Below are 24,864 nucleotides of genomic sequence, written 5' to 3' on the forward strand. Positions count from 1 at the left end.
GTTCACTTATCTCGAAAGGGTGATTACTGTATGACTACTTCAGATGCCGAAGGACTTTTTTCCCGCGATCTCATCAGTAACCGGGGACGAGTCGCCATCTTTATTGACGGCTCCAACCTGTTTTATGCTGCACTACAGCTGGGCATCGAGATCGATTACACCAAGCTACTGAACCGACTCACCAACGGTTCGCGCCTGTTGCGCTCCTTTTTCTACACCGGCGTCGATCGCGCCAACGAAAAGCAGCAGGGCTTTTTGTTGTGGATGCGGCGCAACGGCTACCGCGTCATTACCAAAGACCTCGTGCAGTTGCCCGACGGCTCCAAAAAAGCCAACCTCGATGTCGAGATTGCCGTCGATATGCTCTCGCTGGCCGGCTCCTACGACACAGCTATTCTCGTCTCCGGCGACGGCGATCTGGCCTACGCGGTCAATGCCGCCTCCTACAAGGGCGTGCGCGTCGAGGTGGTCTCGCTGCGCTCGATGACCAGCGACTATCTCATCAACGTCGCCGACCGCTACATCGACCTCGATCAGATCAAAGAGGACATCCAGAAGGCTCCGCGCCAGAACGGCTACACCTACCGGCCCCTCTCCGCCAACCACAACAACGGCTTCAACGGCACTGGCAGCAACGGCTACCTCAACATTGCCGAGGAAGAAGTGCGCTAGGTGACAGGCATCCTCTATCTGGTTGCCACCCCGATTGGCAACCTTGAGGACATCACCCTGCGGGCAATCCGTGTCCTTCGAGAATGCGATCAGATCGCCTGCGAGGACACGCGCCACTCCCGCAAGCTTCTTTCGCACCTCGACATCCACAGGCCCCTGGTGAGCTTCCATGCCCACAGCAGCCAGGAACGCCTCCAGTCACTTCTAACCGCCTTAGAGGCAGGCCAGAACGTCGCTTTGATCACCGACGCCGGTACACCTGCTCTAAGCGATCCGGGAGCAGAACTGGTGGATGCCTGTGTCAGAGTCCAGGTACCGATCGTTGCCGTTCCCGGACCGAGTGCCCTCACCGCCGCATTGGCCCTCGCCGGTACAGGCACTGCGCGCTTTGTCTTCGAAGGATTTTTGCCCACTACTGGCCGCGAGCGGCGCGACCGCCTGCAAAAGCTTGCCCGCGAAGAGCGCGCCGTCGTCTTTTTCGAGGCACCGCACCGCCTGCTGCGCACCCTGGCGGACCTGGCCGAGCACTGCGGGTCCGATCGCCCACTTGTGCTCTGTCGGGAGCTGACCAAGATCCACGAGCAGGTCTGGCGCGGCACCCTTGAGCAGGCACGGCGCGCTTTCGAGGCCCAGCCGCCGCGCGGTGAATTCACCTTGATCCTCGCTGCCGCCCCTCACGAGGCTGCCGCTCTGCCCGGCGAGGATGAGTTGCGCGCCGCCTTAAGTAGCCTCATCGCCACCGGTCTCAGCCGCTCCGAAGCCAGCCGCCAGTTGGCCCAGAAGCTCGGTCTGCCGCGCAAGCAACTCTATGCCCTCTCTTTAGACCTCGACACGACGGCTGGCGGATCGGCACCGGGTTCTGCTAGCATGAACAAGTTCGACGCGGGGTAGAGCAGTCTGGTAGCTCGTCGGGCTCGAACAGCAGGTCCAGGGGGCAAAGCGCCACGCCAAGCGCCAGCCACACCAAACTCGGTTCCTGCAATGGGCTCCATAAGAAGAAACTCTTATGGGACCACCTGCCAAAGTCGGGGAAGCCTCAGGCGGGGTAATCCCGAGCCAAGCTCCAGAAATGGAGAAGGTGTAGAGACTGGATGGCAGGCACCCTAACGTACCCAGTCGAGGGTGAAGGGACAGTCCAGACCCCAAACTGCGCAAGCAGGCAGCGGAAGCTGTAGTGGTACGCATAACCCGAAGGTCACTGGTTCAAATCCAGTCCCCGCAACTTAAGAGGCAAATTGCCGAGGTCTTTTGACTTCGGCAATTTTTGTGTACACTCATGATTGTTTTTCAGAAAATTTATGCCCGCAGAGCAAGATCAAGAAATTAGTAAAATTCGAGAACAGCACGCTTCTGGAAAATGGCCCAAATTTCTAGAATCTGTGTCAATCTCTGGTCTTAGAGGTTGGTCAGGACAGACGGTGAAATTTAATTTTCCTGTTTGTGCAGTCGTTGGAGAAAACGGCACAGGAAAAAGTACTTTTCTTAAAGCAGCTGCCTGTGCATATGAAGTGGAGAGAGGCAAGCCACTCTTTCCATCGGATTTCTTTATTAACACGCATTGGGATAGGATATCCGGTGTCAGGTTAAGCTATTCAATTAGACAGGGAACCAGTACCAGTTTGTATGAAATTAGAAAACCCACAAAGAGATGGATTGTACCAAAGGAAAGAGCGAGGCGTAATATTTTATTTTATGACATTTCGCGGACTTTGCCGCTAGATGCCTCTGCAGGTTATGCGAAGATAGCGAGGTTAGCAGTAAATGAGATTTCGAGTAAAGTGTTAACTCAAGATGGTAAAGATCAACTTTCGTTTATCCTTGGACGAAATTATATACAGGCGCGCTTCGTCACCTCCGACGTAGATCACAGACGTGAAATAGGATTATTAGAAAGGGATTTTGGTGAAATCTCACAATTTCACCAGGGGGCCGGGGAAGACGCAACTTTGGATCTTATGAGTAGTTTACAAGCAATACCAGACACTTCACTTTTGCTAATTGATGAAGTAGAAGCGTCGTTGCATCCAAAGGCCCAACGTAGGTTGGTGCGTTTTCTATTGAAACTCAGTAGGCAGAAGCGTGTTCAGATAATTATGTCTACCCATAGCCCATATGTTTTACAAGAACTTCCAGTAGAAGCCAGAATATTGCTTTTACCAGGAAGAGAAAGTACAAATATTGTATATGGTGCTTCTGCAGAGTTTGCCCTCAGCCATCTTGATGAAAATGTACATCCAGAAATGCTTGTTTTTGTTGAAGATAGAGAGGCTCAAATTTTACTTCGAGAGATACTTGCAAGTGACCCTCAGGGTATCGAACTGCTTAACCGTTTGGCTTTTGTACCAGTTGGTCCGGCCAATGTTGTATCAATTATGGGTGATTTATCCGAGAGTAATCGCTTACCGTATAAGTCTGTAGCAGTTTTAGATGGAGATCAAACTAATCCAAACTGTATGTCTCTACCAGGTTCTGATTCACCTGAAAGAGTTGTTTTTAGCGATTTAAAGAGTAAAGGCTGGCCGTGTCTTCCATCTAGACTAGGAATTGGAGCTGGAACATTACTTACGCAAATTGAGGAGGTAATGCTAGAACCTCAGCCTCATAAATGGACAACAATGATAGGCGATAGGGTTCACAAGAGTTCTATTAGTGTCTGGGAAATTATGGCTAATCAATGGTGTCAGTCTTGCTTGAAAACCGAAGATAAGAATGTCCTCGTTCATGGCATTCAAGAATCTTTAGATAGTTGAAGCAGGAATCACTATGTTAGTATCATTGTGAAAGTGCAATATGGATACCAAACTAAGAGGGGATGTTGCTGAACAGGCCGCAATTCTTCAAGCTCTGAATCACGAACTTGGAGTCCTCAGACCAATTGGAGATAGATTGCCTTACGATCTAGTCTTCGATGTTTCAGGAACTTTGTTCAAAATTCAAGTCAAGTGTGCATGGCTAGATCTATCCTCCGGTAATTACGTTGTTGATAACCGTCGTACGAAGACAAACCGACGCGTAATGCTACGAGAAGCCTACCGAGTCTCAGATTTTGATTTTGCCCTTGCATATATACAACCAATTGATCTGTTCTACGTTTTCCCGGTGCATATCTTTATTGATTATGGAAGCGAAATTCATCTTGTAGAAGCTGACAAACGTCAGCGGAAGCCTCTCTCTGCTACGTACCGAGATGCCTGGCATCTGATTCTTCAGAAAGCTCAAACAGAGCCATGCAAAGATGCTGGTCTTTCTTAAAAATTCATGGATCGAAGGTCACTGGTTCAAATCCAGTCCCCGCGACCAGATAAGCAAGATGCCGGAGAGGTTTACTTTCCGGCATTTTTGTATGTGTATTACGAAAACTCCGGTTTTTATAGCGCTTTACCAGCTTTACCAGTGCCACTCTGCTATGTCCCATTCGGCGTTGGCTGCATCGGACAAATTTTCCTCCAAATCTGCTTTCAAATCTGGAGGTCAAAGACAATGTTGATGTCGAGCAGGTAGCGCATCAAAGCTCGACGGGTTCTGGATGTGGATCGAGGCTTGGCGGAAACTCTTCGTCGATCGGAGCCAGGGTTACCAGCAGGGCCAGCAATGATTTGGGTAACGTCGGTTCGATAATCAGCCGCTCGCCTTCCTTGCGCATGATTGCATCCTCGCCTGGAGGCTCGAATTCGGGGGGAATTCGCACGACCTGATTCCGTCCGTTCTTGAAAAGCTTGACGCGACGTTCAGGAAACACGGTAGTCTCGTTGCAGAATACGTCTTAACCTATATCAAATAGACTATTTCTGACCCTCAATACTCAAACATCTTCACCAACAAGTCGCAGATCTGTCGAGCTGTCTCCTCTTCAAGGGAGCCAAGGTGCTTGAGCAAGCGAGACTTATCGACTGCTCGAATTTGATCGAGGGCGATCTGCCCATCCTTCCCGTCAAAGGTGAGGTCAATTCGGGTCGGGTAGGAGCGCAAAGCTGTTGTCATCGGCGCGATGATTGCGGTGCGTAGATTCTGATGCAGTTCGTTGGGAGAAATGACGACGCAGGGGCGCGTTTTTTGCATCTCAGAACCTCGCGTTGGATCAAGGGCAACAAGGTAGATGTCAAAACGATTTACCACTGCCACTCTGCCGCATCCCACTCAGCACTGACTGCATCGGGCAGAATCTCGGCCAGGTCAGCTTCTAGTTCAGCACTACTAGCCTGGGCAAATTGCTCGTGCCAGCCTGCACGTGACCGAGCTACCGGCGACAATACAAGCCGTCCATTCTCGACTGACAACTCAGCAGCTTCCTTAAAGCCGTACTGCTCTAGAAGCACTTTGGGTAGACGAACACCTCGGGAATTGCCAATTCGTACAATCTCTACTCTCATCGCACTCCAAATTACTGTACCACTGTAACTACATTGTAATCACACTTGAGCATTGCTGGCGATTAAACAACCCCAGCTGAAACCTACGGGCGAGAAAAAGCACCGGGAAGCAAGTTGTCCCAGTGCTTTTTGCGTATTGCTGATTGCTCGGTTATTCGTCCGCTGAAACCCGTTCTTCGCCGGTCGGAGCCGGTTCTTCAGTAAATTGGCTCTCGCCCACGGAGCGGGCAGACTTGGTGATCTCTTCTTCGTCCTCGGCGAGGGCTTCGGTACCGGTTTCTTTGTCGAGCAGGCCAAAGCGCTCGGTGGGGGCCGGCAAGTCGTCGGGATCTTCTAGTTTCTCGATATTCGGATCGAGGTCGCTTGTCTGGCCCCTGCCTGTGTCTGCAGGCTGATCTTGCTGGTTGGCGACGACTTTTTCGACAAATTCACCCGCTTCGGTCAGACCGCCCTGGGTCTCGCCGGTCTGTGGCTGTTCTGCCGGTTGCTGGAGCTTCTGGGCTTCTTCGTAGGCTTGATCGACGAAATCGGAAGAAGCTGCACTGATGTTTGTATTTTCTGGTTCCATGACCTGCCTGCCTGCTTTCCATCTAGTAAAAAACTGACATATCTACCAGGAAGCATTCATCCTCCCTGGGAGAGACGGGCGCAGAGAATGAGAAAGCAGGGTGCGGTTTATTAACCTCGGATACTCACAGGCATGATCAGATACTGGTAATCGGCGTCTCCGACCGGTTTGAGCACCGCCGGGTCGCTGGGGCCATTCAGGCAAAAGGACACGTCCGTAGCGTCCATCGCCTTGAGACCTTCGAGCAGGTAGCGAACGTTGAAGGCCACCGAGAAGTCCTGACCGACGTACTGCACGGCGACATTCTCGCGGCCCCGGCCCACGTCGGGAGCTTCGACGGAGACGGTGAGAGAACCCTGTTGGGCACTGAAATCGAGCTTGACGATGTGGTTTTTTTGATCGGCCAGCACCGCGATGCGCTCAAGGCAACCAATCAGCCGCTTGCGCTCCATGTCGGCGGTGTATTTGAACTGTTTGGGCAACAGTTGCTGGTAGTCGGGGTAGCGGCCAGATAAGAGCCGGGTGGTGAGGGTCTGGTTGGGAAACTGGAAGATCATCTGCTTTTCGTCGAAGCGCACCTCCACCGCTTCGCTGGTCTGGTTTGCCAGCAGTTTTTCGAGTTCGCGCACGGAGCGCACCGGTAGAACAGCGGCAATCGCCTGCTTGCCCGTCGCATCGGTGCGGAAAAAAGACAGCCGGTGGGCGTCGGTGGCGACAAACTCCATGCCGTCCTGGACCGCTTTAATCGAGACGCCGTTGAGAATCTGCTTGGTCTCGTCGGTGGAGGCGGCAAACAGACTGCGCTGGATACCGGCTAAAAAGGCGCTCACCGGCAGCGTGTGGGCGCTGGTGGCCGCCAGCTGGGGCAATTTTGGAAATTCTTCGGCAGCCGCGCCCTGCACCTGGTACTGGCTGCTGCCGCACTCGAGGCTGATCGCGTTGTCGTCGCTTACGGCGATGGCCAGATCTTCGTTGGGAAGGCGCGAGACGATGTCGGTGAGCACCCGCGCCGGGAGGGTCGTCCGCCCGCTGCCCTCTACTGACGCCTCAAAGCGCGTCTCGATACCCAGGTCGAGGTCAAAACCAGTGAGGGTGACTGTCCCGGCCTCGCTGTCGGCTTCCAGCAGAATGTTCGCCAGAATTGGATGGGTTGGCCGCGACGGTACAGCCCGGCTCACCAGATTCAAATTCTGATTCAAGATCGGTTGTGGACAAAAGATCTGCATGGCGAGCCGCCTCAGCCGGTTTTCCGAGAGTATAGCATCGGCTGCCGGAAGATCTAGATCTAGCGTCGCTGGACCAAAATTTTTCTGTTTGAGTCCACCTGTAGCTGTGTTTTCCCCAGTTGCTCTATTACTCTTCTTTTTTAAAAATATAGATCTAGTAGTAGTAGGGGCTGGGGAAATGTGGAAAACCTCCTGAAAACGCGCCCCCAGTGAGCGATCCCCGCCTTAACCGCTTGTGGAATACCCTGTGGAAAAATCAAAAGCTTTCCACAGGGTATAAATACTTAGTGGATAACTTGACGGTTTTTCCACCGACTTTCCCCAGTTTTCCACAGACTGTTCCACAGGTCGGTCCGCTTCGAGAGGTGGTACGCTTGGGACTGCCTGGAACCGGGGAGCAGGGCAGTTCTGTCAAGAATGCGGACGCGATTGGAGCGGTGGGTGCGATCGACGAAGGTGGACTGGTGGTGGCTGGGTGGTTTAATCTGGCTTGTCGCGGCTGGACCCCTTTGGGCAGCACCGGGGATTATCTTTGCCCTGCAGGAGCGCTCTGCGGTCGATAGCAACGGCAACCTCGCCCCTTATCCGGCCATCGAGTTCGTCGCCCAGATCCGGGGCGAGCAGTTTCGCAACCCGGCGACCCCCTCCGAGACCGAGTACCAGTTTTTCAGCAAAAATTTTTTGAACGGCAAGCCGTACTTGCTCTGGCGCAAGGGGGAGCAGGTGGGCAGTGGGACGGCGGTAGCCCCTGACAAGCTGCCCTCGCTCTACGGCACGATCGAGGCTCCACTTAAAAGCGAGCAAAAATTGCTGCCGCTTTCGGATCTCGATCTGACGATTGCCACTGACCAGCCGCTCAAGCTCAAAGAACACAAGCCCGTCGCGGAGGAAGTGCTCGCGATCGTCGATGATCTGGCCCGCGCCGCGCTCGTCAAGCAGGGGATCGCCGAGGAGCAGACCAAAAAGGTGCCAAGAGTCTGGGTATCCTCGGCGATCGTGCCGGGCAAGCCGGATGCGGTGGTCGCCCTTTATCGCTACACCTCCACGCTCAAGCAGGGTGGAGCGACCTTCAAGCGGCTGACGAGCCTGCTTCTGGTGGCGGAGCAGGTAAACGAAAAAGGCCAGACCACCTGGCAGCCCCAGTTGACCCTGCTCGGCCTCGGCAATCCCGAGAACACGACCACCTATGGGCCGCTCATCGTCGCGGACCTCAACGGCGACGGCTACGACGATGTACTGGTGCGCGAGACGCGCTACGACCGCTGGAATTACGGCGTCTACAGCCGCTACGACGGTCGCTGGCAGTCGCGCTACACTGGCCGCGAAGGCAACTACAGCAACGATCTGCCGGCACCGGCAGAAGAAGAGCAGCCTTCTGCGTCGCCCTGAAGGAGGCTCTACCTGCCTTTTGTGCCTGGAAAGTGGTTGATGTTGGCCCGGCCCTCGAAGGTGAGCTGGCGGTTGCGGGTATAGAGCCGCTGGATGCGCAGCGTTGCGCCGTCGAGGTTGAACTTGTCGATGTCCATGAGCCGGTTGAAGTGGGCGACAAAAAGCGCTGCCCACTCCCGCGAGCGGGGATCGTCGTCCTCGAAGAGCACGTCGGCAAGGACGATGCGGCGCTGCTCCTCGACAGTGAGGCGGGCCTGCAGGCCGGTGTGCAGGCGTTCGCCCGACTGTTCCAGCAGAATATCGGTCTCGAAGTGAACGCGGTTGTCCTCGCCCAACTGGATGCGGGTTTTCTCGAAGGCGAGGGTCTGCCCGCCGCCCTCGACCGCGATGCCGCGCATCTTGGAGACGACCAGCGGTGCCTCGAAGGCGGCGTTGATGTCCTCCTCGCGGAGCACGACCGAGGTGACTGCCACCGTTGGCCTGAGCAGGCGCACCCTGCCCCCGAGGATGGCTCCGAGGTCGATGGCGATCGCATCGGTATCGACGCGCAAAATCTCGGCGCGGAAACTGTTTTTGATCACCAGTCCCCGTCCGCGCAGGCTGAAGCCGTCGAGCGCCCCCTGCAAGAGCTTGGAGACCGGCTGACAGTGAACCGAAACCTGTAAATCTTCCACCCGGCTCAACAGGGCGCGGATCGCCGTCGAGACTGCGGAGCTGACAAGCTGCTCACCCGCGTCGGCGCGACCACCAGCGACCGGAAATGGAAATGGGAGCATCATGGTTCTCAGCGCGATGGGGAGAAGAAAAATGATCCTCCCCATCCGCATCCTATTACAAAACATTACAAGTTCAAAACCGTCCCAGGCTGAACCGCACGGGTCTTCCCAAGAAACTTCAAGAAATTCTGCGTCAGGGGCCGGGGTTTGGTGTAGCATCATGTAAGGCTGGAAAGGTGTGTTCTAGCGTTCTAGCTTTGTGAGGAGTATGGAGATGCGAAAGCTGAAGATGCTTGCCGGGACTGTCGGCCTGTTGGCCCTACTGGGTCTGGTCAACCCGGCATTTGCCGAGCCTTCCGACACCCAACAGATAAATGACTACCTGCAGCAGGGGATGGGCGACTCTGTCTCCCAGGTCAACTCGGTCTCAGAGCTGACAGACGTTGACCCCAATTCCTGGGCGTTTCAGGCGCTCAAGTCTGTAGTCGAGCGCTACGGCTGCCTCGAAGGTTATCCCAACAAGACCTACCTCGGTAACCGGCCAACCTCGCGCTACGAGTTTGCCGCCGGTCTCAACGCCTGTCTTGAGAAGGTCAACGAACTGATCACCGCCGCCACTGCCGACAAGGCGACCAAAGAAGACCTCGCCACCCTGCAGCGGCTGCAAGAAGAATTCCGCAACGAACTGGCCGCCCTGCGCGGTCGGGTCGATGCCCTCGAAGCCAAGACCAAGGACATCGAGTCCAAGCTGTTCAACGTCAACTCCAAGTTGGACGCTTCGGTAGTCATGGGCGTCACCTTCGGTGGCGCAAGCGGCAACGACCGGGTCTTCCAGCTCGGTTCTGCCGGTTCTGCCTACGGTGACTCACAGGTTGGTCAGCTGGCAGGCGGTGTCGTCCGGGGTATTCCGGCATCGGGTTCCAACACGAGCTTTGTCGCCCGCACGAGCCTCAACATCCGCGCCACCTTCACCGGCTCCGATGAGTTGCTCATCCGCCTGCGGGGCGTCACCGGCCAGGCGATCGACGCTTACTTCCCTGGTATTGCAAGCGGCGTCGGCTCTCTGTTTTATGGCCTCGGTCCCGGCAACGTTGCCTTCGACGGCTCGACCCCGAATGGCCGTACGGACGGTTCGGCGGCGGTGAGCTTCGACAAGGTGCGCTACACCACGAGCTTCTTCAACAACTCGCTGCGCCTCTTCATCGGACCCCGCATCGACATCTTCGAGTACATCGACACCAACTCCTTCGCCAACAACGAAGAGGTCGATTTCTCGAGCGGCTTCATGATCAACAACCCGCTCATCACCTTTATCTTTGCCGGTCCTGGCGGCGGCTTCGACTGGCAGATCACCGACTGGATCGCCCTGCGCGGCATCTACATCGCCCCTAACGGTGGTTCAGCCGGTAGCCGCACTGCTTCGGCCTTCGCCCAACCGTTCGGTGCCTCGGGGCTGTTCGGTGGCTCCTACACCGCTGTCGGCGAAATCGAAATCAACCCTGGCAAGACCGCCTCGATCAAGCTGCAGTATGCCCACATCTTTGAGCAGGGTGCTGCCCTCGGCACACCGCTCAACACTTTCTACGGCCAGGGCTTTAACGCTGCTGTCGGTCCCAGTGGCAATCTCGTCAACGCCTCTGGCGTCACCGACGCTTACGGCGTCAACGCTGAGTGGGCGATCTTCCCGCAGTTTGCCATCTTCGGTCGCTTCGGCTACGGCAACACCCGCATCAACAACGTCGCCTCGAACACCTTTGTGCCGATCGAGACGACCACCTGGCAGGCCGGTTTCGCCCTGCCCGGCCTGTTTGGTCCGGGTAACACCTTTGCCGCTGCCTACGGCCAGCCGATCCGCGTCAACAACGGTCGGCTCGACAACAGCGGCCTGACGAGCTTCGTGCCCACCGGCACCGAAGGCGATGTCGAGGTGTTCTACCGCTTCCAGGTCACCGACCGCCTGAGCATCACCCCGGATGTGCAGTTCTACATCAACCCGGTGAACAGCAACAGCAGCAACGGCATCACCGTTGGTACCCTGCGCGCCACTTTCACCTTCTAGACAGCTTCCAGCATATATGGACCAGAAAGAACTTCAATGTTGGAGTTCTTTCTGGTTTTGGAGCACCAAGATAATGACAGCAGAAGCCTAAGTCCTTAAATTTAAGGATTTAGGCTTCTTTGCTTCTAACTTCTATCTGTTGCGTTTTTTGAGTTACGGTCCTGGTGGCGGACTTGCAACTTGGTAGTAGCCTTCACATTGAGCCGTTGCGTATCCTTGTCCGAATGGCTTATTGTTACTCAGGAAAATTCTGTAAGCTCCTCCGCTGAGTTGTGGCACAGTAATGATTAGCTTCGAGTCATTAACTATCTGAAAGGGAGCAAGACCGCCACCTACAGGAAAAGGAGCATTGAATACGACTTGTGCAGTCTGACTTAATCCTGAACCGGCAACTGTAATCGTAGCCCCAGGATTCAAAGGAATCTCAGGCGGGGGCGGTGTGCAGCTGGTTACAGAGTAGGCGAAGGCATTTCCTGAAGTAATAATGGCGGCCACACCAGTAACTGCCATTGTCAAAAGGATGTGACGTGCAAGGCTGGGGACATGGAAGAACTTCTCCATGTTATTACTCCTGTGGAAGAGAAAATAATTTACTCTTTAAGAGTAAATTACTCAGGCGGTAGGCGTGTGTTTCGTCTATGACTGTATCGTTGTATTTTTCGATACATTAATTTGTACTTAAGGGTAAATTAGCATTGGTTGAGGTACTGGTCGTTGATTTCCAGTAAAAAGACAAGCCTCTCAGTGGCAAGTGTGAGTAATATAAAGTATTATGACGAGTCCGACGCATCCGCCAGAATCGACCGATTTTCCTGCCGCTCGCCGCATCGCCGCTGGTGTGGGCTGGGGCATTCTCTGGGGGGGCGGGATCTCGGCTGTGATCTTTCCGCTAGTCGGGGCAAACCTGACCCTCGGCTTGATCCTCGCTACGATCATTGTGGTGAGCGTGGCGATGGGCATCTCGCTTTACTGGAATGCGGCCCGCGAGCCCTGTCCCAACTGCAGCACGGTCTTTACGGCCACCCCCAACGGCAGCCGCTGCCCCAACTGCGGCGAGCGGGTGCGGGCGGTCGAACGCCAGATGATTCGGCGCTAAGAGCGCTTTCAGGTGCCCGTCCGCGTTCGATAAAAGGCGTAGATGGCCGTGTAGGGAACAGCCTGGGCGCTTGTGAGGTGGGCAGCATCGCACCCTCGGGCATCCGCCACACCGCCTGTGGTCCGCAGGCGCTGCACGTAGCTTACGGCTGTGAGCCAGCCATTGCCGCTGCTTTTGATCACCTTCAAGAGTAGCCAGGCAATAGCGTCGGGTTGCTCGACTTTTGCCAGCGCCTTCGGATCGGCTCGAATCGCGCTGCCATCGTCCGCCTTCCACTCGGGGCCGACGCTGTGGGAGCCGATGGGTCTGCCCTGCTCGTCGAACAGTTCTGCCCTCGGACCGACGAGGGTCCAGGCAGGCGCACCGCCACTAATGGCCCGGCATTCGTAGAGCTGCTCGCCCCTGGCCGACACCTGGCGCACCAGCTCTGCCGGTGGCGGAGCCTGCAGTTCGGCTGGAATATCTGCAGGAGCGACAAGAGAGCCGACAACGACGATGGGACCGGCCAGTAGCAAGGACTGCAAGAATCCTGTGAGCATCACTTCACCTGGGAAAGGGTTGTTTTGGATGGGGGGAAGACGCGCAGAGATCTCTCACCCTGCAGGCACGTATCCCCAAAAGCTGATAGGTCAGGAGCGCAAGATTTATGAGCGCACTAGCGAATCGCCCGCCAGACAGCGATGAAGCTTCCCAGAACACCCAGGCTGACGCCAATGCCCAGCAGGATGAGCGGCAGGGTGGCGGGGCTGATCTGGCTTGTCTGCCACTGCAAAAAAGGCAAGAGTTCCAGCCGCTTTTGCTCGACGATCCGGCCAGTCGCCTGAATCAGCCCCCAGGCGAGCCCGGCACCGACGATGCCAAAAAGAAAGCCTTCGAGGATAAAAGGGGTCGCAATCCGCAGCGGGGTTGCCCCGACCAGTTGCATCACCTCGATCTCCTTGCGGCGCGAGAGGACGACCAGGCGAATCGTCGTCGTGATTACCGCCACCGTCGCCACGCTCAAGATGACCGTGAGTGCCAGTCCGACCCAGTGCATTGCCTCCTGGATCTGTCCCAGTCTCCGGGCAGCCTCCGAGCCGTAGCTCACCGTCTCGACCCCTTCGAGGTGCTTAATTTGCTGGGCAAGGGGGGCTACTGCCTCTGGCCTCGCGACCTGCACCCGCAAACTATCGACCAGCGGGTTGCCGCCCAGGCTGGCACTCGGGTCGCTCTCGACTCCCAGTTCTTTTTGCATCGCTGCCCAGGCTTGCTCGCGGGAGGTAGAAGCGATCTTTTCGATGCCCACGAAGGTCTTGAGTGTCGGCTCGACGCTGGCGGTGCGCACGCCGGGCTTGAGGTAGATCGAGATTTCAAGCTGACTTCCGAGAGCAGAAACAGCCTCCTGCAGTTGCCAGGAAAATTGCAGGCCGAGGCCCAACAAAAATAGCAGCACCGAGAGGGTGCTCACGGCGGCCCAGATCATCCAGATGTTGCGGCGCAGGCCGGTGAACGTTTCGCGCAGAAGATAGTCGATCTGGCTGGTAGCGCGCTGAATCATGGCGTTTTTTAACAGCAAGACTTTAAGTAGATAGCGGCAGTTCCCGCAGATTACCGGCTTCGAGGCGAATAATCCGCTGGGCAAAAGCCTGGACGAGCTGTTCGTTGTGGCAGGTGACGACGACGGTGACACCGATAGTGTGCAGGCGCTTGAGAATCTGCAGAACCGTCCAGGCATTGTGGGTGTCGAGGTTGCCCGTCGGTTCGTCCGCCAGCAATAGCGGCGGGGTATGGACGATGGCGCGGGCAATGCTCACGCGCTGCTGCTCGCCGCCGGAGAGCTGTTCAGGAAAACACTGGGCTTTGGCTGCCAGGCCAACCATGCGCAGGGCCGGGCCTACCCGGCGGCGGATCTCAGAGCGGGCGAAGCCCTGGGCGTGGAGGACGACGGCGACATTCTCTTCGACCGTCTTGCTTAAAATCAACTGGTAATCTTGAAAGACGACGCCGATGCGGCGGCGCAGGTGGGCGAGGGCGCGGCCCCGCAGGTTGCGCAGAAGGTTGCCCTCCATCTCGACTTGCCCCTCGCTCGGCTGCTCGGCTCCGTAGAGCAGTTTGAGCAGGGTGGATTTTCCGGCCCCCGAGTCGCCCGTAATGAACAAAAAATCGCCCGCGTGGATGCGCAGGTTGACCGATCGCAGGCTGCAGCAGCCGTTGGTATAGATCTTGGTGACGTTGTGCAGTTGCGCGATCGTCTTACTTGTAGAGACCACGGTAGCCGCGTCACTCTCAGGTGTCGTCGTCGGCCTGGTCCCGGTGAGCCAGGGGTTAGCGGAGAGTTTGAACATCAGTACCGCACTCCTCTTTTAAGAATGGCCAGGGCAAATTTGGGCAGAGCCAGCATCCGTCTGGCGCGCCAGGGCTCCCGGTAGAGGCGATAGAGCCACTCCAGGTAGTTTTCACGCAGCCAGCGCGGGGCGCGCTCCTTGGTGCCGGCCCAGATATCGAAGCTGCCACCGACACCGACGTAGACGATATCGGGCAATTTTTGCCGGGCCTGCTCGATCCAGTACTCCTGCTTGGGCACCCCCAGGCCGACCAGCACGACCTCGCTCTGACAGCGCCGCAGCTCATCTGTCAGTGCTTCTGTATCTTCGGGGCCAAAAAAACCGTCGCGCCAGCCGCAGAGCACCAGCCCGGCGTAGCGCTCGCGCCAGAGTGTGGCCACACTCTCGGCCACCCCAGGGGCTGCCCCAAGCAAGAAGACCCTTGTCCGCCGTCTGGCCAGTGGTCCCATCGCGGCCTCGACAAGATCGATGCCCGCACAGCGGCGGATCTTGCGACCCACCCGCTGCAGCGCCCAGACCACCCCGGCTCCGTCCGGCACAACCAGATCGGCGTTGCGAATGATCCGCGCCAGCCGCGCCTCGCGCTGGGCGAGCATCGCCATCTCGGCGTTGAGGGTCACGACATGACCACCCCTGCCCGCCTCCACCAGATGGACGAGCGAGGCGGTATAGTCGCCGGACAGGTGTACAGGCAGATCTAGAACGGGAGCAGTGGGCAGAACAGTCACCGATAGTTGAGATTGCCTGGGTCAGGACAATCTAACCACTCCAGAGACGCCCTTGGCAAGCCAATCAGCTGTTCCAGCGATCAAATATGCAGATCATTTTTTCGAGCAGACGGCCCAGGCGCTCAAGCCAGGGTGCATGTTCACTTTCTTGTTCTACGAGCAGTACGGCCTCGGTGGACCGCAGCCAGAGCACCGCACCGCTGCCGGGCGTCCAGGCAAGCCAGCGGTTGAGGCGGTTGAGGGAGCAGGGCAGATCGTGGAGGATCACCAGATCGAACTGGCCGCTCTGCTGAAGGGTGTCGAGAACTTGCAGCCCCTCGTCGATGCTCGCCACACCGATGCGGGCGTTGCGACCGGAGCGGTTGAGCAACCGCCACTGCAGGGTGAGCCGACCACCGTCGATCACCGCGCACCGCCAGCCGCGCCGGTTGAGTGAGCCAATCAACCGGTGCAGGTGCCGACCGGGCTGCCTCACTATGGGCCAGCTGCGCAAAAAAGTGTCAAGGAGCCACTCCGGCGGCCCCGTCTCAATCGAAATAACCGAGCGGGCAGCGGACAGCGGGCGCGGACGGAGAGCAACCATCTGGAACAGCCATGAACGACTGTCCATATCTTACCGGTATCCGGGACGTTTGTCCAGCTTCAGTGGTTTACCACTTGAGGAGGTTGAAATTTTCCATGTCGATCGTGTCGCGGTTGCGGTAGATGGCGAGCACGATCGCCAGACCAACCGCCGCTTCGGCGGCAGCCACCGTGATGACAAAGATCGCAAAGAGCTGGCCACGAATATTGTTGGGATCGACGAAGTTGGAGAAGGCGATCAAGTTGATGTTGACGGCGTTGAGCAACAGCTCGATCGACATCAGCACCCGCACGGCGTTGCGCGAGGTGACCAGGCCATAGAAGCCGATGCAGAAGAGGGCGGCACCGACCAGCAAAAAGGCGTTGAGGCTGAGCATGGGCAGTTCTCCTTCTTCTTAACGGCCAGCGGTGGCGGTGGTCGCTTCGTCTACGTCCTCGCGGGGCCGCTCCGGCAGGGCAAGGGGTTCCAGGCCGTCGGCGGTGCGATCCGGGATGAACTCGCGCTGGGCAAGGATGATCGCTCCGACCATCGCAAGCAGCAGCAGAACCGAGGCGACCTCGAAGGGCAGGAGAAATTCACTGAAGAAGCGCTTGCCAATCTCGATCACCGTATTCATCGCCACAGGGGTCTGCACCTGCCAGGGTACCTGGAAGATCGATGTGGCCAGCAGGGCAAATAATCCTGCGCAGACGAGGCCCGTGACGCTGCTGCGCGCCGAGAAGGCTCGCCTGCCTGGAGGGATGCGCTTGTTGACGAGCATGATCGCAAACAAGATGAGCACGTTGACCGCACCCACGTAGATGAGCACCTGGGCGGCAGCGACAAAATCGGCGTTCAGCAACACGTAGAGCCCGGAGACACCGATGAAGACCAGGCCCAGCAAAAAGGCAGAATGAACCATGCTGCGGAAGAGCACCACCCCCGCCGCGCCTCCTAAGACCATGGCGGTGAGGATGACGAAGCTGACCAGTTGAACGCCTTCGGAGAGTGCCACTAGCTGCCCTCCTGCCGGTCGGGGTTGCTCTCAGCCGGCTTGAGGCGCGGTACGATCTCGTCGGGAAGTTCGCCCGCCCGGCGCTCGCCCACATCGGAGAGGTGGCCATCCATCACGCCCTTGGGCAGATAAGCCAGTTCACGAATCGGGCGCACCATCGGATCGTCGATCGCCCGTACCGGCAGACGGCCCAGGGCAACATCGTCGAAGTTGAGTTCGTGGCGATCGTAGACCGAAAGTTCGTATTCTTCGGTCATCGACAGACAGGCGGTCGGGCAGTACTCGACGCAGTTGCCGCAGAAGATGCAAACTCCAAAGTCGATCGAGTAAGAATTGAGTTCTTTTTTCTTGGTCTCTTTGTTGAACTCGTAGTCTACCACCGGCAGGTTGATCGGGCAGACCCGCACGCAGACTTCGCAGGAGATGCACTTGGGCCGCTCGAAGTGAATCCGTCCGCGAAAGCGCTCCGAGGGAATCAGCTTTTCGTACGGGTACTGGACAGTCACCGGCTTGCGACGCATGTGATCGAAGACGACGCCCATGCCCTGACCGATGTATTTGGCCGATTCCAGCACTTCCCTGGCGTAGCCCCCAACCTTCTCCAGGAACTTTACCATTGCTAATATGCTCTTTCGATACTCAAGCTCATTTTAGGCGTAATTGCTTACAGAGGCTACCGGGCCGCCTACACCAGAGTGTAGCCCCCGCCTGGGGAGGTGCGAATAACATGAAGGCAGGGAGTACGTATAGATGAACTTTCCAGTACCCAACTTCTTGCTGATCGCAGCTGCCCTCGCTCCTGCTCTGTTTTTGCTGGCGCTGTTGACTTTTTTGCCGAAGAGTGCGACGCGCTGGAGCGCTCCGCGCCCGCTGCAGACGGTGGTTATCGCCACGCTCACCGGCATCGCCTCGGCGGAGATGGCCCTGGTCGTCGAGGGCTGGCTGACAAAAAATCCCTGGCAATTTAGTTCGCTGGGGGTGCTCGCCCTCTTTTCGCTGGTGGTAGCCGGTTGCGCGGAGGAAGGGGCCAAGTATCTGTGTGTACGGCTCTATAGCTGGCGGCTACCGGTCTTTCGCGAACCGTTCGACGGCCTGCTCTACTGCGGTGCGGTCGGCCTTGGGTTCGGGGCAATCGAGAATATTTCTTACGTGAGTCAGGGCGGCCTCGGGACGGCGCTGACCCGCGCCCTGACCGCTGTTCCCTTCCACGGAATGCTCGGTCTGGTACTGGGCTACTTTTTGGGCCAGGCGAAGGTGCGGCAGCTGGCCGGTGAGCGCTGGGGCGGCCTCCATGCCCAGGGGCTGATCTTCGCTATCCTCCTGCATGGTCTGTACGACCTGTTTGCTTTTCAGTCCAGCCTGCCTTCGGAGATTGCCCTCTACGCGCTCCTGCTCGGTATGGGCCTCTGGAGTGTACGGACGATTCGCTCGACGCGGGCGATCTCACCCAGTTGGGGAGGCAGCACACCGCCGCCGCCCCCCCCGTTCGTGCCGCCGCCCCTGGTGGAGCGCAACCCGGTCGTTGCCGCAGTGCTCGGGCTTTTTCCAGGTGTGGGCCAGTTCTATAACCGCGAATATCAAAAGGGCTTTTTTCTGCTGGCGGCAGGAGTGCTCAATCTGGTGCTGTTGGCGGTGGTATGGCTACTGCTGAACGTGCCGCAGCTGCTGGTCGTTCTGCTGGTGGTTGCGGGCCTCGATCTCAATATCCGGCCTCAAGATCTGGAGATGCTCTCCAACTCGCCGGTGCTCACAGTCCTGGCGGTCCTTAACGCCGCCCTGTGCCTGGTGAGCGCCTTCGACGCCTACCGCACCGCCCGCACCAACCGCTTCGACTACCTTGAGCCGCCCGAAAAGCGCGTGCGCACCGTCCAGTCCTTCAGCGCCTCCTACATGGGCCACCTGCTGGCGCTGTTTCTGGCGGTCCTGGTGCCGGTGATCGTCGGTGGCAAAGCGCGCTCCGAATCGAAGCAGTCCGGCCAGCCCGGTGCGATCGAATTCGACCTGGTGACTACCCCCAAGAAGCTCGACGGCTTCAGCGGCAAACCCGAGGGCACCGCCAAGGGCAAGGACAAGCGCAACGCCCCTAAGATCAGCGCCCAAAAAAGCCCGACCGTAAAAGCCCCCGGCCCCGCCCCCAAGCCCCAGGCAGCCCAGGAGGCCCAGGGATTGCCGCGCTCCTACAACGAGTATCTTTCCTGGAAAATCCGCCGCTACCACGATCTTTACTTCGATCAGGTTGGCCAGGGCCAGTACACCGTCGTCCAGTACGACATCGACGCCGTGGGCAACGTCAGCAACGTCCAGGTTCTCTACGACCACACCACCGCTCCCAGCGAAGTCGCTGAACTGGCGGCTGAGACCGTCCGCCGCCTCGACCCGGCTTTGCCCCTGCCGCCGGGCATTCAGATGGTAACGATCACCGAGCTATTTTGGGACGGCTCGCCCATCGGCTCGCCCGGCTCCCTCGAAGAGCACCTGAGCGAACTGCCGGACGGACGAGAAGTCGAACCCTACCCACCCCAACCGCGCTCCAACTCCTGATATCAAGCAATTCGCAGTCGGGGATACTTTGCACATATAGGTGGAAAGCCAGCCGCAATGCGATTATTGCTTTTTCGAGGAGACGACAGATGATCGACTTGCTCAGAGAGACGCCACTGGGACGAGAAGTGCTGCGCGAATGGAAGCAGGAGGCAGAGCAGTACGCAGAACAGCGCGCAGTTGAGCTTGCAGAACAGAAATTGGAACAAAGTCTGCAGCAAGGCGAAATTCAGGGCAAGCGCCGGACGCTCGTTCATCAGCTGACGCGCAAATTTGGTCCGCTGTCGGCAGATTTACTCGACTCTGTGCAAAATATCAGCGATCCTGACCGCCTGGAGCGCCTGATCGACGCCGCTGTCGATTCTGCCAGCCTGGATCGTTTCCGACAACAGCTCGGTTGAATGGGGAGCGTGGCTCTCAACTGGGCGGCGCAGCTTGAGCTGGTTCGATAAATAAGGGGCTGGTCCAGACCCGCGAACCGTCGATCTGCTGAGCGCTCAAGTAGACCGGATGGGCAGCGAGTGGGTCAGGGAGGGGTTCAAGGACGAAGCTGCCCCTGATCTCGCGTGGCATCGCTGCAGCACTGAGCCGCTCAGCGGCCAGAAAGAGTCCTTCTCCCCCTAACTCCTGTCGCAGCTGTCCCTGCTCGATAAGTTCGCTGCCGCTGAAGCGCCAGTGCGACTCGGGGCAGTGCCGGTGGGGATTGGGCCTGAGAGGACTGCCGAGCTTGTCGAAAGCACCGATCTGCACCTGCAGGTCGAACTGGGCAGTGGCCAGGTTGGACACCTCCAGTTCGATCGCATCGCTGTCGCCGTAGGTGTCCGAGCGAAAGGCCAGCTCCAGCGCTCCGGCCCGGCGAACGAATTGTTCCGGATGCTCGAAGCCCTGGGCGCGAAAGTTCTGGATCGAAGCGTGGGTGCATCGCAGCACACCGCGCCACTCCGCCCAGCGATAGCGGTCTTGAATACGCGCCCCACCCCAGCGGATGCGCAGGCGGTTGGTGCTGTAGCCCGCTTCCTGCTGGAGATTGCGGTTCCAGAGCCTGCCTCTATGATCCCAGGCGCTCAGGCTGTCCCAACCGGCATCGCCCAGCAGGTGGTAGTGCAGCGTCACCGGAGCGTCCGCGACAAAGTGATCCCCCTGGAGGTGCGGACCGGACCACAGCAGGGCAACGCTGCGCTCGCCGGTGGTCGCCCAGGTGTGTCGGGCGCGCAGGGCGCGGTTGATAGCGCTGCGCGTCAAAGACGGAGCAACAATCCCGGTCAGGCCGCCTTTGACGCCAAAGACGGCTGTACCCGGCACGCCGCCCCCACAGCGGCCCCGGTGCTCGTCGCCGTTGGCGGCGACTCCCAGCCTGTAGCCCCGGCGAATCGCCTCTCGATAGAACCAGTCGAACTGTCCCCAGGCGGAACCCACCTCCACCAGCCGCTCCAGTTGGGGCTGGTGCCAGTCGAGGATCGCCCGCCGCCCGCCGACGTGGGGCATCATCAGGTAGTTGCCGGGATTGGGCAGGTAGGCTTTCCAGAGCCGATCCACCGGCCAGGCTCCGGGGATGAGCGCATTGCCCTGCATCTGGTCGTTCCACTCGAAGGAGCGCAGCGATTGACCGTCGGGGCCGGTCGGAAAAAGAACGTCCTCGCCCAGAAAAATAACGTTGCGGTCGCCTCCGGCGGCGGAGTTGCCGCACCACTCCGTTCCCGGATAGCAGAGAAATTCTCCTTCCAAGCTCACCTGAGAGCAGAGCTTTACATCTTCTTGCCAATCACTTTCGCTGATATTGAAGTCGTTGGCGGTGTAGCCCAGCACGTCCAGCCCGGCCACATCCCGACCGTAGGCAAAGTTGTACTCGGTGGAGTTGGTGCCGACGGTGTGATTGGAGTGGACGTGCAGATCCGCCCAGAAGGCGCGGGGAAAGGGAAGGTCTTTTTGGGCGGCGAGGTAGATGGGTGCGCATTCTAAAGAAAAATCCGTAAGCTCTGCCCTGAGTACCGTCTCGCCGGATTGCTCCAGCACCAGATCGCTGCGGGCTACGGCCCAGCCTGTGTCTGGTAAAGGCAGTATCTGCTCGCCACTCGGGCCTTGCAGGCGGATAGCTCGGCCTGTAAGGTCGCGGCAGGTATTGCCCCAGCGGTCCTCGGCCCTGAGCCGCAGGGAAAACTTTTCGCCCACCCGCACCAGACGGGGAGTGATGGCCACCAGAGCCGCCGGAGGACCGGGCAGGATATCGATGACGACATCGCCGGGGATCGCTGCGAAGCGGGAGGTGCCCACCGGGTCGATGTAGGCGCGAAAGCGAAAACCCGCCTCGACAAAAGTCTGGATACGGGTGCCCGGCCCTCCGGCTCGCCTGTCCCCGAGGCGCACGAGGATGTGGTCCCCCGGCTTGAGGTAGCCGTCGATCACGTCGATAATCACCGCTTTTTGAAAGGGCCGTTCGTGGCCTTTTTGATCGAAGCGGACCTTGAGTTCTTGAACCGTGGCCGGGCTTTCTCCCTCCAGGCAGGGACGTGCCTGGTACTCGGCAGAGAGGTAGTTGGCCGCTGTCGGGTCTTCGCACTGAAACAGCGCCCAGTCGGAGTAGAACTTGAAGGTGATCTTGATCCAGGCTCCATCGGCCAGGCCCGCGCTGCCCACTTCGTAGTCCAGAAGAATCTCCTGCCAGCTACCGGCTTCAAGCTGACGGGCCAGACAGGTGAGGCGGCCCAAAAAAGGCAACTGCTCGACGTAGGCGTGATAACCCACCGGATAGAAGCTGCCGTCCGCTGCCGGTGTCGAAGACATTTTTATGTCTGCTCCCTGCTCTGGCGCAGCCATTCGCCGCCCACCAGGGTCAAAAGAGCGACCAGCGCCAGAAGCGAAGCGCAGGCGAAGGCGGCGGTGGTCTGGTACTCGGTGTAGACCTGCTCGATGTGCAGCGTCAGGGTCTGGGTTTCGTTGATCAGCTTGCCCGAGACGACCGAGACCGCGCCAAATTCGCCCAGGGCGCGGGCATTGGTGAGCACGACGCCGTAGAGCAAAGCCTGGCGAATCTCCGGCAGGGTAATCCGCCAGAAAATCTGAAACGGTGTGGCACCCAGGGTTTCGGCGGCCTGCTCCTGGTCTGTGCCGGTAGCGAGCAGCACCGGCAGCACCTCGCGGGCGACGAAGGGCAAAGTGACGAAGGTGGTCACCAGGATCATCGAGGGCAGGGCAAAGATGATCTTGAGGTCGTGCGCCGCCAGCCACGGCCCCAAAAAGCCGTTGGTATGGCTGAAGAGCACGATCGCCATCATCCCCACCACTACCGGCGAGATGGCGAAGGGCAGATCCAGTACACCCAGTAGCAGCGGCTTGAGGACGAATTGCTGGCGGGCCAGCACCCAGGCGATGACGAGGCCAAAAAAGGTGTTGACCGGCACGGCCACCAGGGCAATGAGCAGGGTCAGGCCGATGGCGTGCAGCGCCTCGCGGGTGCTCACCGCCTGCCAGTAGGAGCCCAGACCCTCGCCAAATGCCTGCAGGAAGATATTGCCCAGCGGCAAAGCGACCAATAGCACCAGATAGACGAGTCCAATCGCGATGAGGGCAAGCCGCCCCCAGCGCGGGACGAGCGACTTTCGAGAAGCTGGGGAGAAGTCAGCGGTTCGCATCGGCGCGGCGGCTCCAGCTTTCGAGTAGATTGATCCCCACCAGCACAGCGAGGGAGAAGACCAGCAGCACCAGCGAGACGGCGGTGGCACCGGTGTAATCGTACTCTTCTAAGCGCTGGTAGATGTAGACGGAGGTGATAAGCGACTCGTAAGGAATGTTGCCGGAGATGAGCACCGCCGCACCGTACTCGCCCACACCGCGTGCGAAACAGAGGGCAAAGCTGGTGAGGAGGGCCGGTAGAATTTCGGGCAGCAGCACCCGCCAGAAGGTTTGTAGAGGACTGGCTCCCAGCGACAGAGCCGCTTCCTCCGTTTCAGGTTCGATCTGGGCAATCACCGGCTGCAGGGTGCGCACGGCAAAAGGCAGGGTGACAAAGATCATCGCGAGCACCACACCGGCCTGGGAGTAGGCGAGGCGCACTTCTGAAAGGCCAAGAGCCTTCAAAAATCCTCCAAGCAGCGTGCCCGGAGCGAGAAATGGGCCCAGCGGTCCTTCCGGCCCATACAGGACGGCGAGGGTGATCCCGGCCACCGCCGCCGGCATCACGAAGGGCAGATCCACCAGGGCGTTGGCGAGCCTGCGGGCCGCAAAGGCGTAGCGCTCCAGGATCCAGGCAAGCACCAGACCAAATAGACAATTGATCCCGCTGGCGGCGATCGCGGCTACGAGGGTGAGTTGGTAAGTGGCGACGGCGACCGGATTGGTGATCGCAGCCCAGAGCAGAGCGGGCGGACGGTCCGCCACCTTCAAGAGCAGACCGCCCACCGGGATCAAGACGAGCAGCGCGATATAGAGCAGGGCCAGCCCACGGGTGAGGGCGCTACTCACGGCGTTCATCTTTGGGCGGCCTTTTGGGCCCGGTCAAAAAGGGCGTTGTCGGCAAAGAGCTCGCCATCGACTTTTTTCCAGCCGCCGAAGTCCGCCACCGTATAGAGGGGTTTGACAGGCCGGTACTGGCCGGCGTTTTTGGCGTAGACCTGTTTGTCGGAGGGCCGGTAGCCCAACTCGGCGTAGATGGCCTGGGCTCTGGCGCTAAAAAGAAACTGGGTAAACGCCTCGGCGGCGGCGCGGGTGCCTTTTTTGTCTACGATCCTGTCGATGATCGTCACCGGAAAATCCACCTCGATATTCGCTGCCGGTACCGTGTAGGGATAATCTTTGGGCAGCACGTCGTTGGTGTAGAGAATTTCGTTCTCGAAGGTGACCAGTGCGTCGCCGATCCGCTTTTTGACGAAGGCGTCGGTGGCCTGACGGCCACCGTTTTCGAGGCTTTTGATGTTTTTGACCAGCGAGAGGACGTACTGCTCGGCTTCTTTGCTGCCCTTGCTTTTAAGCAGTGCGCCGTAGCCGGCGAGGATGCCCCAGCGGGCATTGCCGCTGGTCTTGGGGTTGATCGCCACCACCTCGATGCCGGGCCGGGTCAGATCGCCCCAGTCGGCGATCTGTTTGGGGTTGCCAGGGCGGGTGACGATCGCCATCACTGTCGTCACCGGCACCGCGCCGTTGGGCAGGCGCTTGTTCCAGTTGGCGGCTACCAGTCCTTTTTCGACCAGTGGATCGATGTTGGTCTGAAGATTTTGGGCCAGCACGTCCGCTTCCAGGCCGTCGAGGATCGCCCGCGTCTGGGTACCGGAGGGGCCGTAGGATTCTTTGAAGGTGACCTCCTGTCCGGTCTTTGCTTTCCATTCTTTTTGAAATTCGGGGATGAGGCGGGCGTACACCGGTTTGGCAACGGCGTAGCTCACCAGCGTCAGCTCGACGGGTGGTTTTTGGGCGGCACCGGGCAGGGCTGCTGTCCACCACACCAGGAGCAGAAGACACACCCGGCGGCACATCGTAGAGGAGGGAATCTGCATGGGCACTATCTCAGGCGGATTTATGGGGAATGCTCTGCATCTACAATACGGCTTTTGCGAGCGCCCTCCCTGCCCCTTGTTTTTGAAAGCAAAAGCTTTTCGGTACTTTCTG

28 protein-coding genes are annotated in these 24,864 nt (G+C 58.5%); 9 read left to right on the top strand and 19 right to left on the bottom strand.

From position 1 onward, the window contains the following. The first annotated feature begins 30 nt into the window (after nucleotides 1-30). From GKIL_RS06170 to GKIL_RS23395, 4 genes are all read left to right on the top strand, one after another. On the top strand, nucleotides 31-672 hold the full coding sequence (locus GKIL_RS06170; protein ID WP_023172598.1) for a LabA-like NYN domain-containing protein: 642 nt from the start codon (nucleotides 31-33) through the stop codon (nucleotides 670-672). After that, nucleotides 673-1,563, top strand: coding sequence for a 16S rRNA (cytidine(1402)-2'-O)-methyltransferase (rsmI, locus tag GKIL_RS06175; RefSeq protein WP_023172599.1), 891 nt, complete (start codon nucleotides 673-675; stop codon nucleotides 1,561-1,563). Between the two features lie 407 nt (nucleotides 1,564-1,970). Beyond that, entirely contained in the window at nucleotides 1,971-3,422 is a 1,452-nt protein-coding gene (locus tag GKIL_RS23390; RefSeq protein ID WP_023172600.1) for an ATP-dependent nuclease, read from the top strand. Nucleotides 3,423-3,462: 40 nt separating this feature from the next. Beyond that, nucleotides 3,463-3,924 carry a group I intron-associated PD-(D/E)XK endonuclease gene (locus tag GKIL_RS23395; RefSeq protein WP_023172601.1) on the top strand — a complete coding sequence of 154 codons (462 nt, stop codon included), beginning with the start codon at nucleotides 3,463-3,465 and terminating at the stop codon, nucleotides 3,922-3,924. A 253-nt stretch (nucleotides 3,925-4,177) separates the two neighbouring features. Here GKIL_RS23395 and GKIL_RS06185 read toward each other — a convergent pair whose 3' ends face one another. From GKIL_RS06185 to dnaN, 5 genes are all read right to left on the bottom strand, one after another. Further along, entirely contained in the window at nucleotides 4,178-4,411 is a 234-nt protein-coding gene (locus GKIL_RS06185) for an antitoxin (protein WP_023172603.1), read from the bottom strand. A 56-nt stretch (nucleotides 4,412-4,467) separates the two neighbouring features. Next, on the bottom strand, nucleotides 4,468-4,731 hold the full coding sequence (locus GKIL_RS06190) for a type II toxin-antitoxin system PemK/MazF family toxin (protein WP_023172604.1): 264 nt from the start codon (nucleotides 4,729-4,731) through the stop codon (nucleotides 4,468-4,470). Between the two features lie 50 nt (nucleotides 4,732-4,781). Next, nucleotides 4,782-5,042, bottom strand: coding sequence for an AbrB/MazE/SpoVT family DNA-binding domain-containing protein (locus GKIL_RS25855; RefSeq protein WP_023172605.1), 261 nt, complete (start codon nucleotides 5,040-5,042; stop codon nucleotides 4,782-4,784). Nucleotides 5,043-5,193: 151 nt separating this feature from the next. Continuing rightward, nucleotides 5,194-5,610: a hypothetical protein gene (locus tag GKIL_RS06195; protein ID WP_023172606.1), complete on the bottom strand. Its 417-nt coding sequence runs from the start codon at nucleotides 5,608-5,610 to the stop codon at nucleotides 5,194-5,196. A gap of 110 nt (nucleotides 5,611-5,720) precedes the next feature. Beyond that, a complete protein-coding gene (dnaN, locus tag GKIL_RS06200) occupies nucleotides 5,721-6,836 on the bottom strand; it encodes a DNA polymerase III subunit beta (protein WP_023172608.1) in 1,116 nt (371 codons plus the stop codon). 417 nt (nucleotides 6,837-7,253) lie between these two features. Here dnaN and GKIL_RS06205 point away from each other — a divergent pair, with 417 nt between their 5' ends. Then, nucleotides 7,254-8,225, top strand: coding sequence for an FG-GAP repeat protein (locus GKIL_RS06205; protein WP_144080333.1), 972 nt, complete (start codon nucleotides 7,254-7,256; stop codon nucleotides 8,223-8,225). Between the two features lie 8 nt (nucleotides 8,226-8,233). On the opposite strand, the gene GKIL_RS06210 is transcribed toward GKIL_RS06205, so the two are convergent. After that, nucleotides 8,234-9,004, bottom strand: a complete 771-nt coding sequence (locus tag GKIL_RS06210) for an LmeA family phospholipid-binding protein (RefSeq protein WP_051382697.1) — start codon at nucleotides 9,002-9,004, stop codon at nucleotides 8,234-8,236. A 211-nt stretch (nucleotides 9,005-9,215) separates the two neighbouring features. Here GKIL_RS06210 and GKIL_RS06215 point away from each other — a divergent pair, with 211 nt between their 5' ends. Next, on the top strand, nucleotides 9,216-11,000 hold the full coding sequence (locus tag GKIL_RS06215) for an iron uptake porin (protein WP_023172611.1): 1,785 nt from the start codon (nucleotides 9,216-9,218) through the stop codon (nucleotides 10,998-11,000). A gap of 153 nt (nucleotides 11,001-11,153) precedes the next feature. On the opposite strand, the gene GKIL_RS24595 is transcribed toward GKIL_RS06215, so the two are convergent. Beyond that, complete coding sequence (locus GKIL_RS24595) at nucleotides 11,154-11,561, bottom strand: IPT/TIG domain-containing protein (protein ID WP_144080334.1); 408 nt, start codon at nucleotides 11,559-11,561, stop codon at nucleotides 11,154-11,156. A gap of 211 nt (nucleotides 11,562-11,772) precedes the next feature. Between GKIL_RS24595 and GKIL_RS06220 the strand changes: the two genes are divergently transcribed. Further along, on the top strand, nucleotides 11,773-12,096 hold the full coding sequence (locus GKIL_RS06220; RefSeq protein WP_023172613.1) for a hypothetical protein: 324 nt from the start codon (nucleotides 11,773-11,775) through the stop codon (nucleotides 12,094-12,096). A gap of 8 nt (nucleotides 12,097-12,104) precedes the next feature. Here the strand turns inward: GKIL_RS06220 and GKIL_RS06225 are convergent, their stop codons facing one another. From GKIL_RS06225 to ndhI, 8 genes are all read right to left on the bottom strand, one after another. Continuing rightward, the gene (locus tag GKIL_RS06225) at nucleotides 12,105-12,635 is read right to left on the bottom strand and encodes a DUF3455 domain-containing protein (RefSeq protein ID WP_023172614.1); all 531 of its coding nucleotides are present in this window, start codon (nucleotides 12,633-12,635) and stop codon (nucleotides 12,105-12,107) included. Nucleotides 12,636-12,751: 116 nt separating this feature from the next. Further along, entirely contained in the window at nucleotides 12,752-13,633 is an 882-nt protein-coding gene (locus GKIL_RS06230) for a cell division protein FtsX (protein WP_023172615.1), read from the bottom strand. 22 nt (nucleotides 13,634-13,655) lie between these two features. After that, nucleotides 13,656-14,420: a cell division ATP-binding protein FtsE gene (ftsE, locus tag GKIL_RS06235; protein ID WP_023172616.1), complete on the bottom strand. Its 765-nt coding sequence runs from the start codon at nucleotides 14,418-14,420 to the stop codon at nucleotides 13,656-13,658. Next, nucleotides 14,420-15,148 carry a WecB/TagA/CpsF family glycosyltransferase gene (locus GKIL_RS06240; RefSeq protein WP_023172617.1) on the bottom strand — a complete coding sequence of 243 codons (729 nt, stop codon included), beginning with the start codon at nucleotides 15,146-15,148 and terminating at the stop codon, nucleotides 14,420-14,422. The genes ftsE and GKIL_RS06240 overlap by 1 nt, the downstream gene beginning before the upstream one ends. Before the next feature lie 64 nt (nucleotides 15,149-15,212). Beyond that, nucleotides 15,213-15,731: a hypothetical protein gene (locus GKIL_RS06245; RefSeq protein ID WP_041243765.1), complete on the bottom strand. Its 519-nt coding sequence runs from the start codon at nucleotides 15,729-15,731 to the stop codon at nucleotides 15,213-15,215. Between the two features lie 67 nt (nucleotides 15,732-15,798). Beyond that, on the bottom strand, nucleotides 15,799-16,107 hold the full coding sequence (gene nuoK, locus GKIL_RS06250) for an NADH-quinone oxidoreductase subunit NuoK (protein WP_023172619.1): 309 nt from the start codon (nucleotides 16,105-16,107) through the stop codon (nucleotides 15,799-15,801). A gap of 18 nt (nucleotides 16,108-16,125) precedes the next feature. Beyond that, nucleotides 16,126-16,725 carry an NADH-quinone oxidoreductase subunit J gene (locus GKIL_RS06255; protein ID WP_023172620.1) on the bottom strand — a complete coding sequence of 200 codons (600 nt, stop codon included), beginning with the start codon at nucleotides 16,723-16,725 and terminating at the stop codon, nucleotides 16,126-16,128. Continuing rightward, the gene (gene ndhI, locus GKIL_RS06260; protein WP_023172621.1) at nucleotides 16,725-17,342 is read right to left on the bottom strand and encodes an NAD(P)H-quinone oxidoreductase subunit I; all 618 of its coding nucleotides are present in this window, start codon (nucleotides 17,340-17,342) and stop codon (nucleotides 16,725-16,727) included. Before ndhI ends, GKIL_RS06255 begins: the two co-directional genes overlap by 1 nt. 133 nt (nucleotides 17,343-17,475) lie before the next feature. On the opposite strand from ndhI, the gene GKIL_RS22395 reads away from it, so the two are divergent. Next, nucleotides 17,476-19,266, top strand: coding sequence for a PrsW family intramembrane metalloprotease (locus tag GKIL_RS22395; protein ID WP_023172622.1), 1,791 nt, complete (start codon nucleotides 17,476-17,478; stop codon nucleotides 19,264-19,266). 89 nt (nucleotides 19,267-19,355) lie between these two features. Then, nucleotides 19,356-19,667 (top strand): DUF4351 domain-containing protein, encoded by a 312-nt coding sequence (locus GKIL_RS06270; RefSeq protein WP_023172623.1) that lies wholly within the window; start codon nucleotides 19,356-19,358, stop codon nucleotides 19,665-19,667. A 16-nt stretch (nucleotides 19,668-19,683) separates the two neighbouring features. Here GKIL_RS06270 and GKIL_RS06275 read toward each other — a convergent pair whose 3' ends face one another. From GKIL_RS06275 to GKIL_RS06290, 4 genes are read right to left on the bottom strand one after another with little or no spacing between them, the layout of a single operon-like run. Beyond that, nucleotides 19,684-22,047: a CehA/McbA family metallohydrolase domain-containing protein gene (locus tag GKIL_RS06275; protein ID WP_023172624.1), complete on the bottom strand. Its 2,364-nt coding sequence runs from the start codon at nucleotides 22,045-22,047 to the stop codon at nucleotides 19,684-19,686. Between the two features lie 2 nt (nucleotides 22,048-22,049). Then, nucleotides 22,050-22,895, bottom strand: a complete 846-nt coding sequence (gene cysW, locus GKIL_RS06280) for a sulfate ABC transporter permease subunit CysW (protein WP_023172625.1) — start codon at nucleotides 22,893-22,895, stop codon at nucleotides 22,050-22,052. Then, nucleotides 22,882-23,733: a sulfate ABC transporter permease subunit CysT gene (gene cysT, locus GKIL_RS06285; RefSeq protein ID WP_023172626.1), complete on the bottom strand. Its 852-nt coding sequence runs from the start codon at nucleotides 23,731-23,733 to the stop codon at nucleotides 22,882-22,884. Before cysT ends, cysW begins: the two co-directional genes overlap by 14 nt. Continuing rightward, nucleotides 23,730-24,752 (bottom strand): sulfate ABC transporter substrate-binding protein, encoded by a 1,023-nt coding sequence (locus tag GKIL_RS06290; protein WP_023172627.1) that lies wholly within the window; start codon nucleotides 24,750-24,752, stop codon nucleotides 23,730-23,732. The genes cysT and GKIL_RS06290 overlap by 4 nt, the downstream gene beginning before the upstream one ends. Nucleotides 24,753-24,864 lie beyond the last annotated feature (112 nt).

This window comes from Gloeobacter kilaueensis JS1 (assembly GCF_000484535.1).
GTDB lineage: Bacteria > Cyanobacteriota > Cyanobacteriia > Gloeobacterales > Gloeobacteraceae > Gloeobacter > Gloeobacter kilaueensis.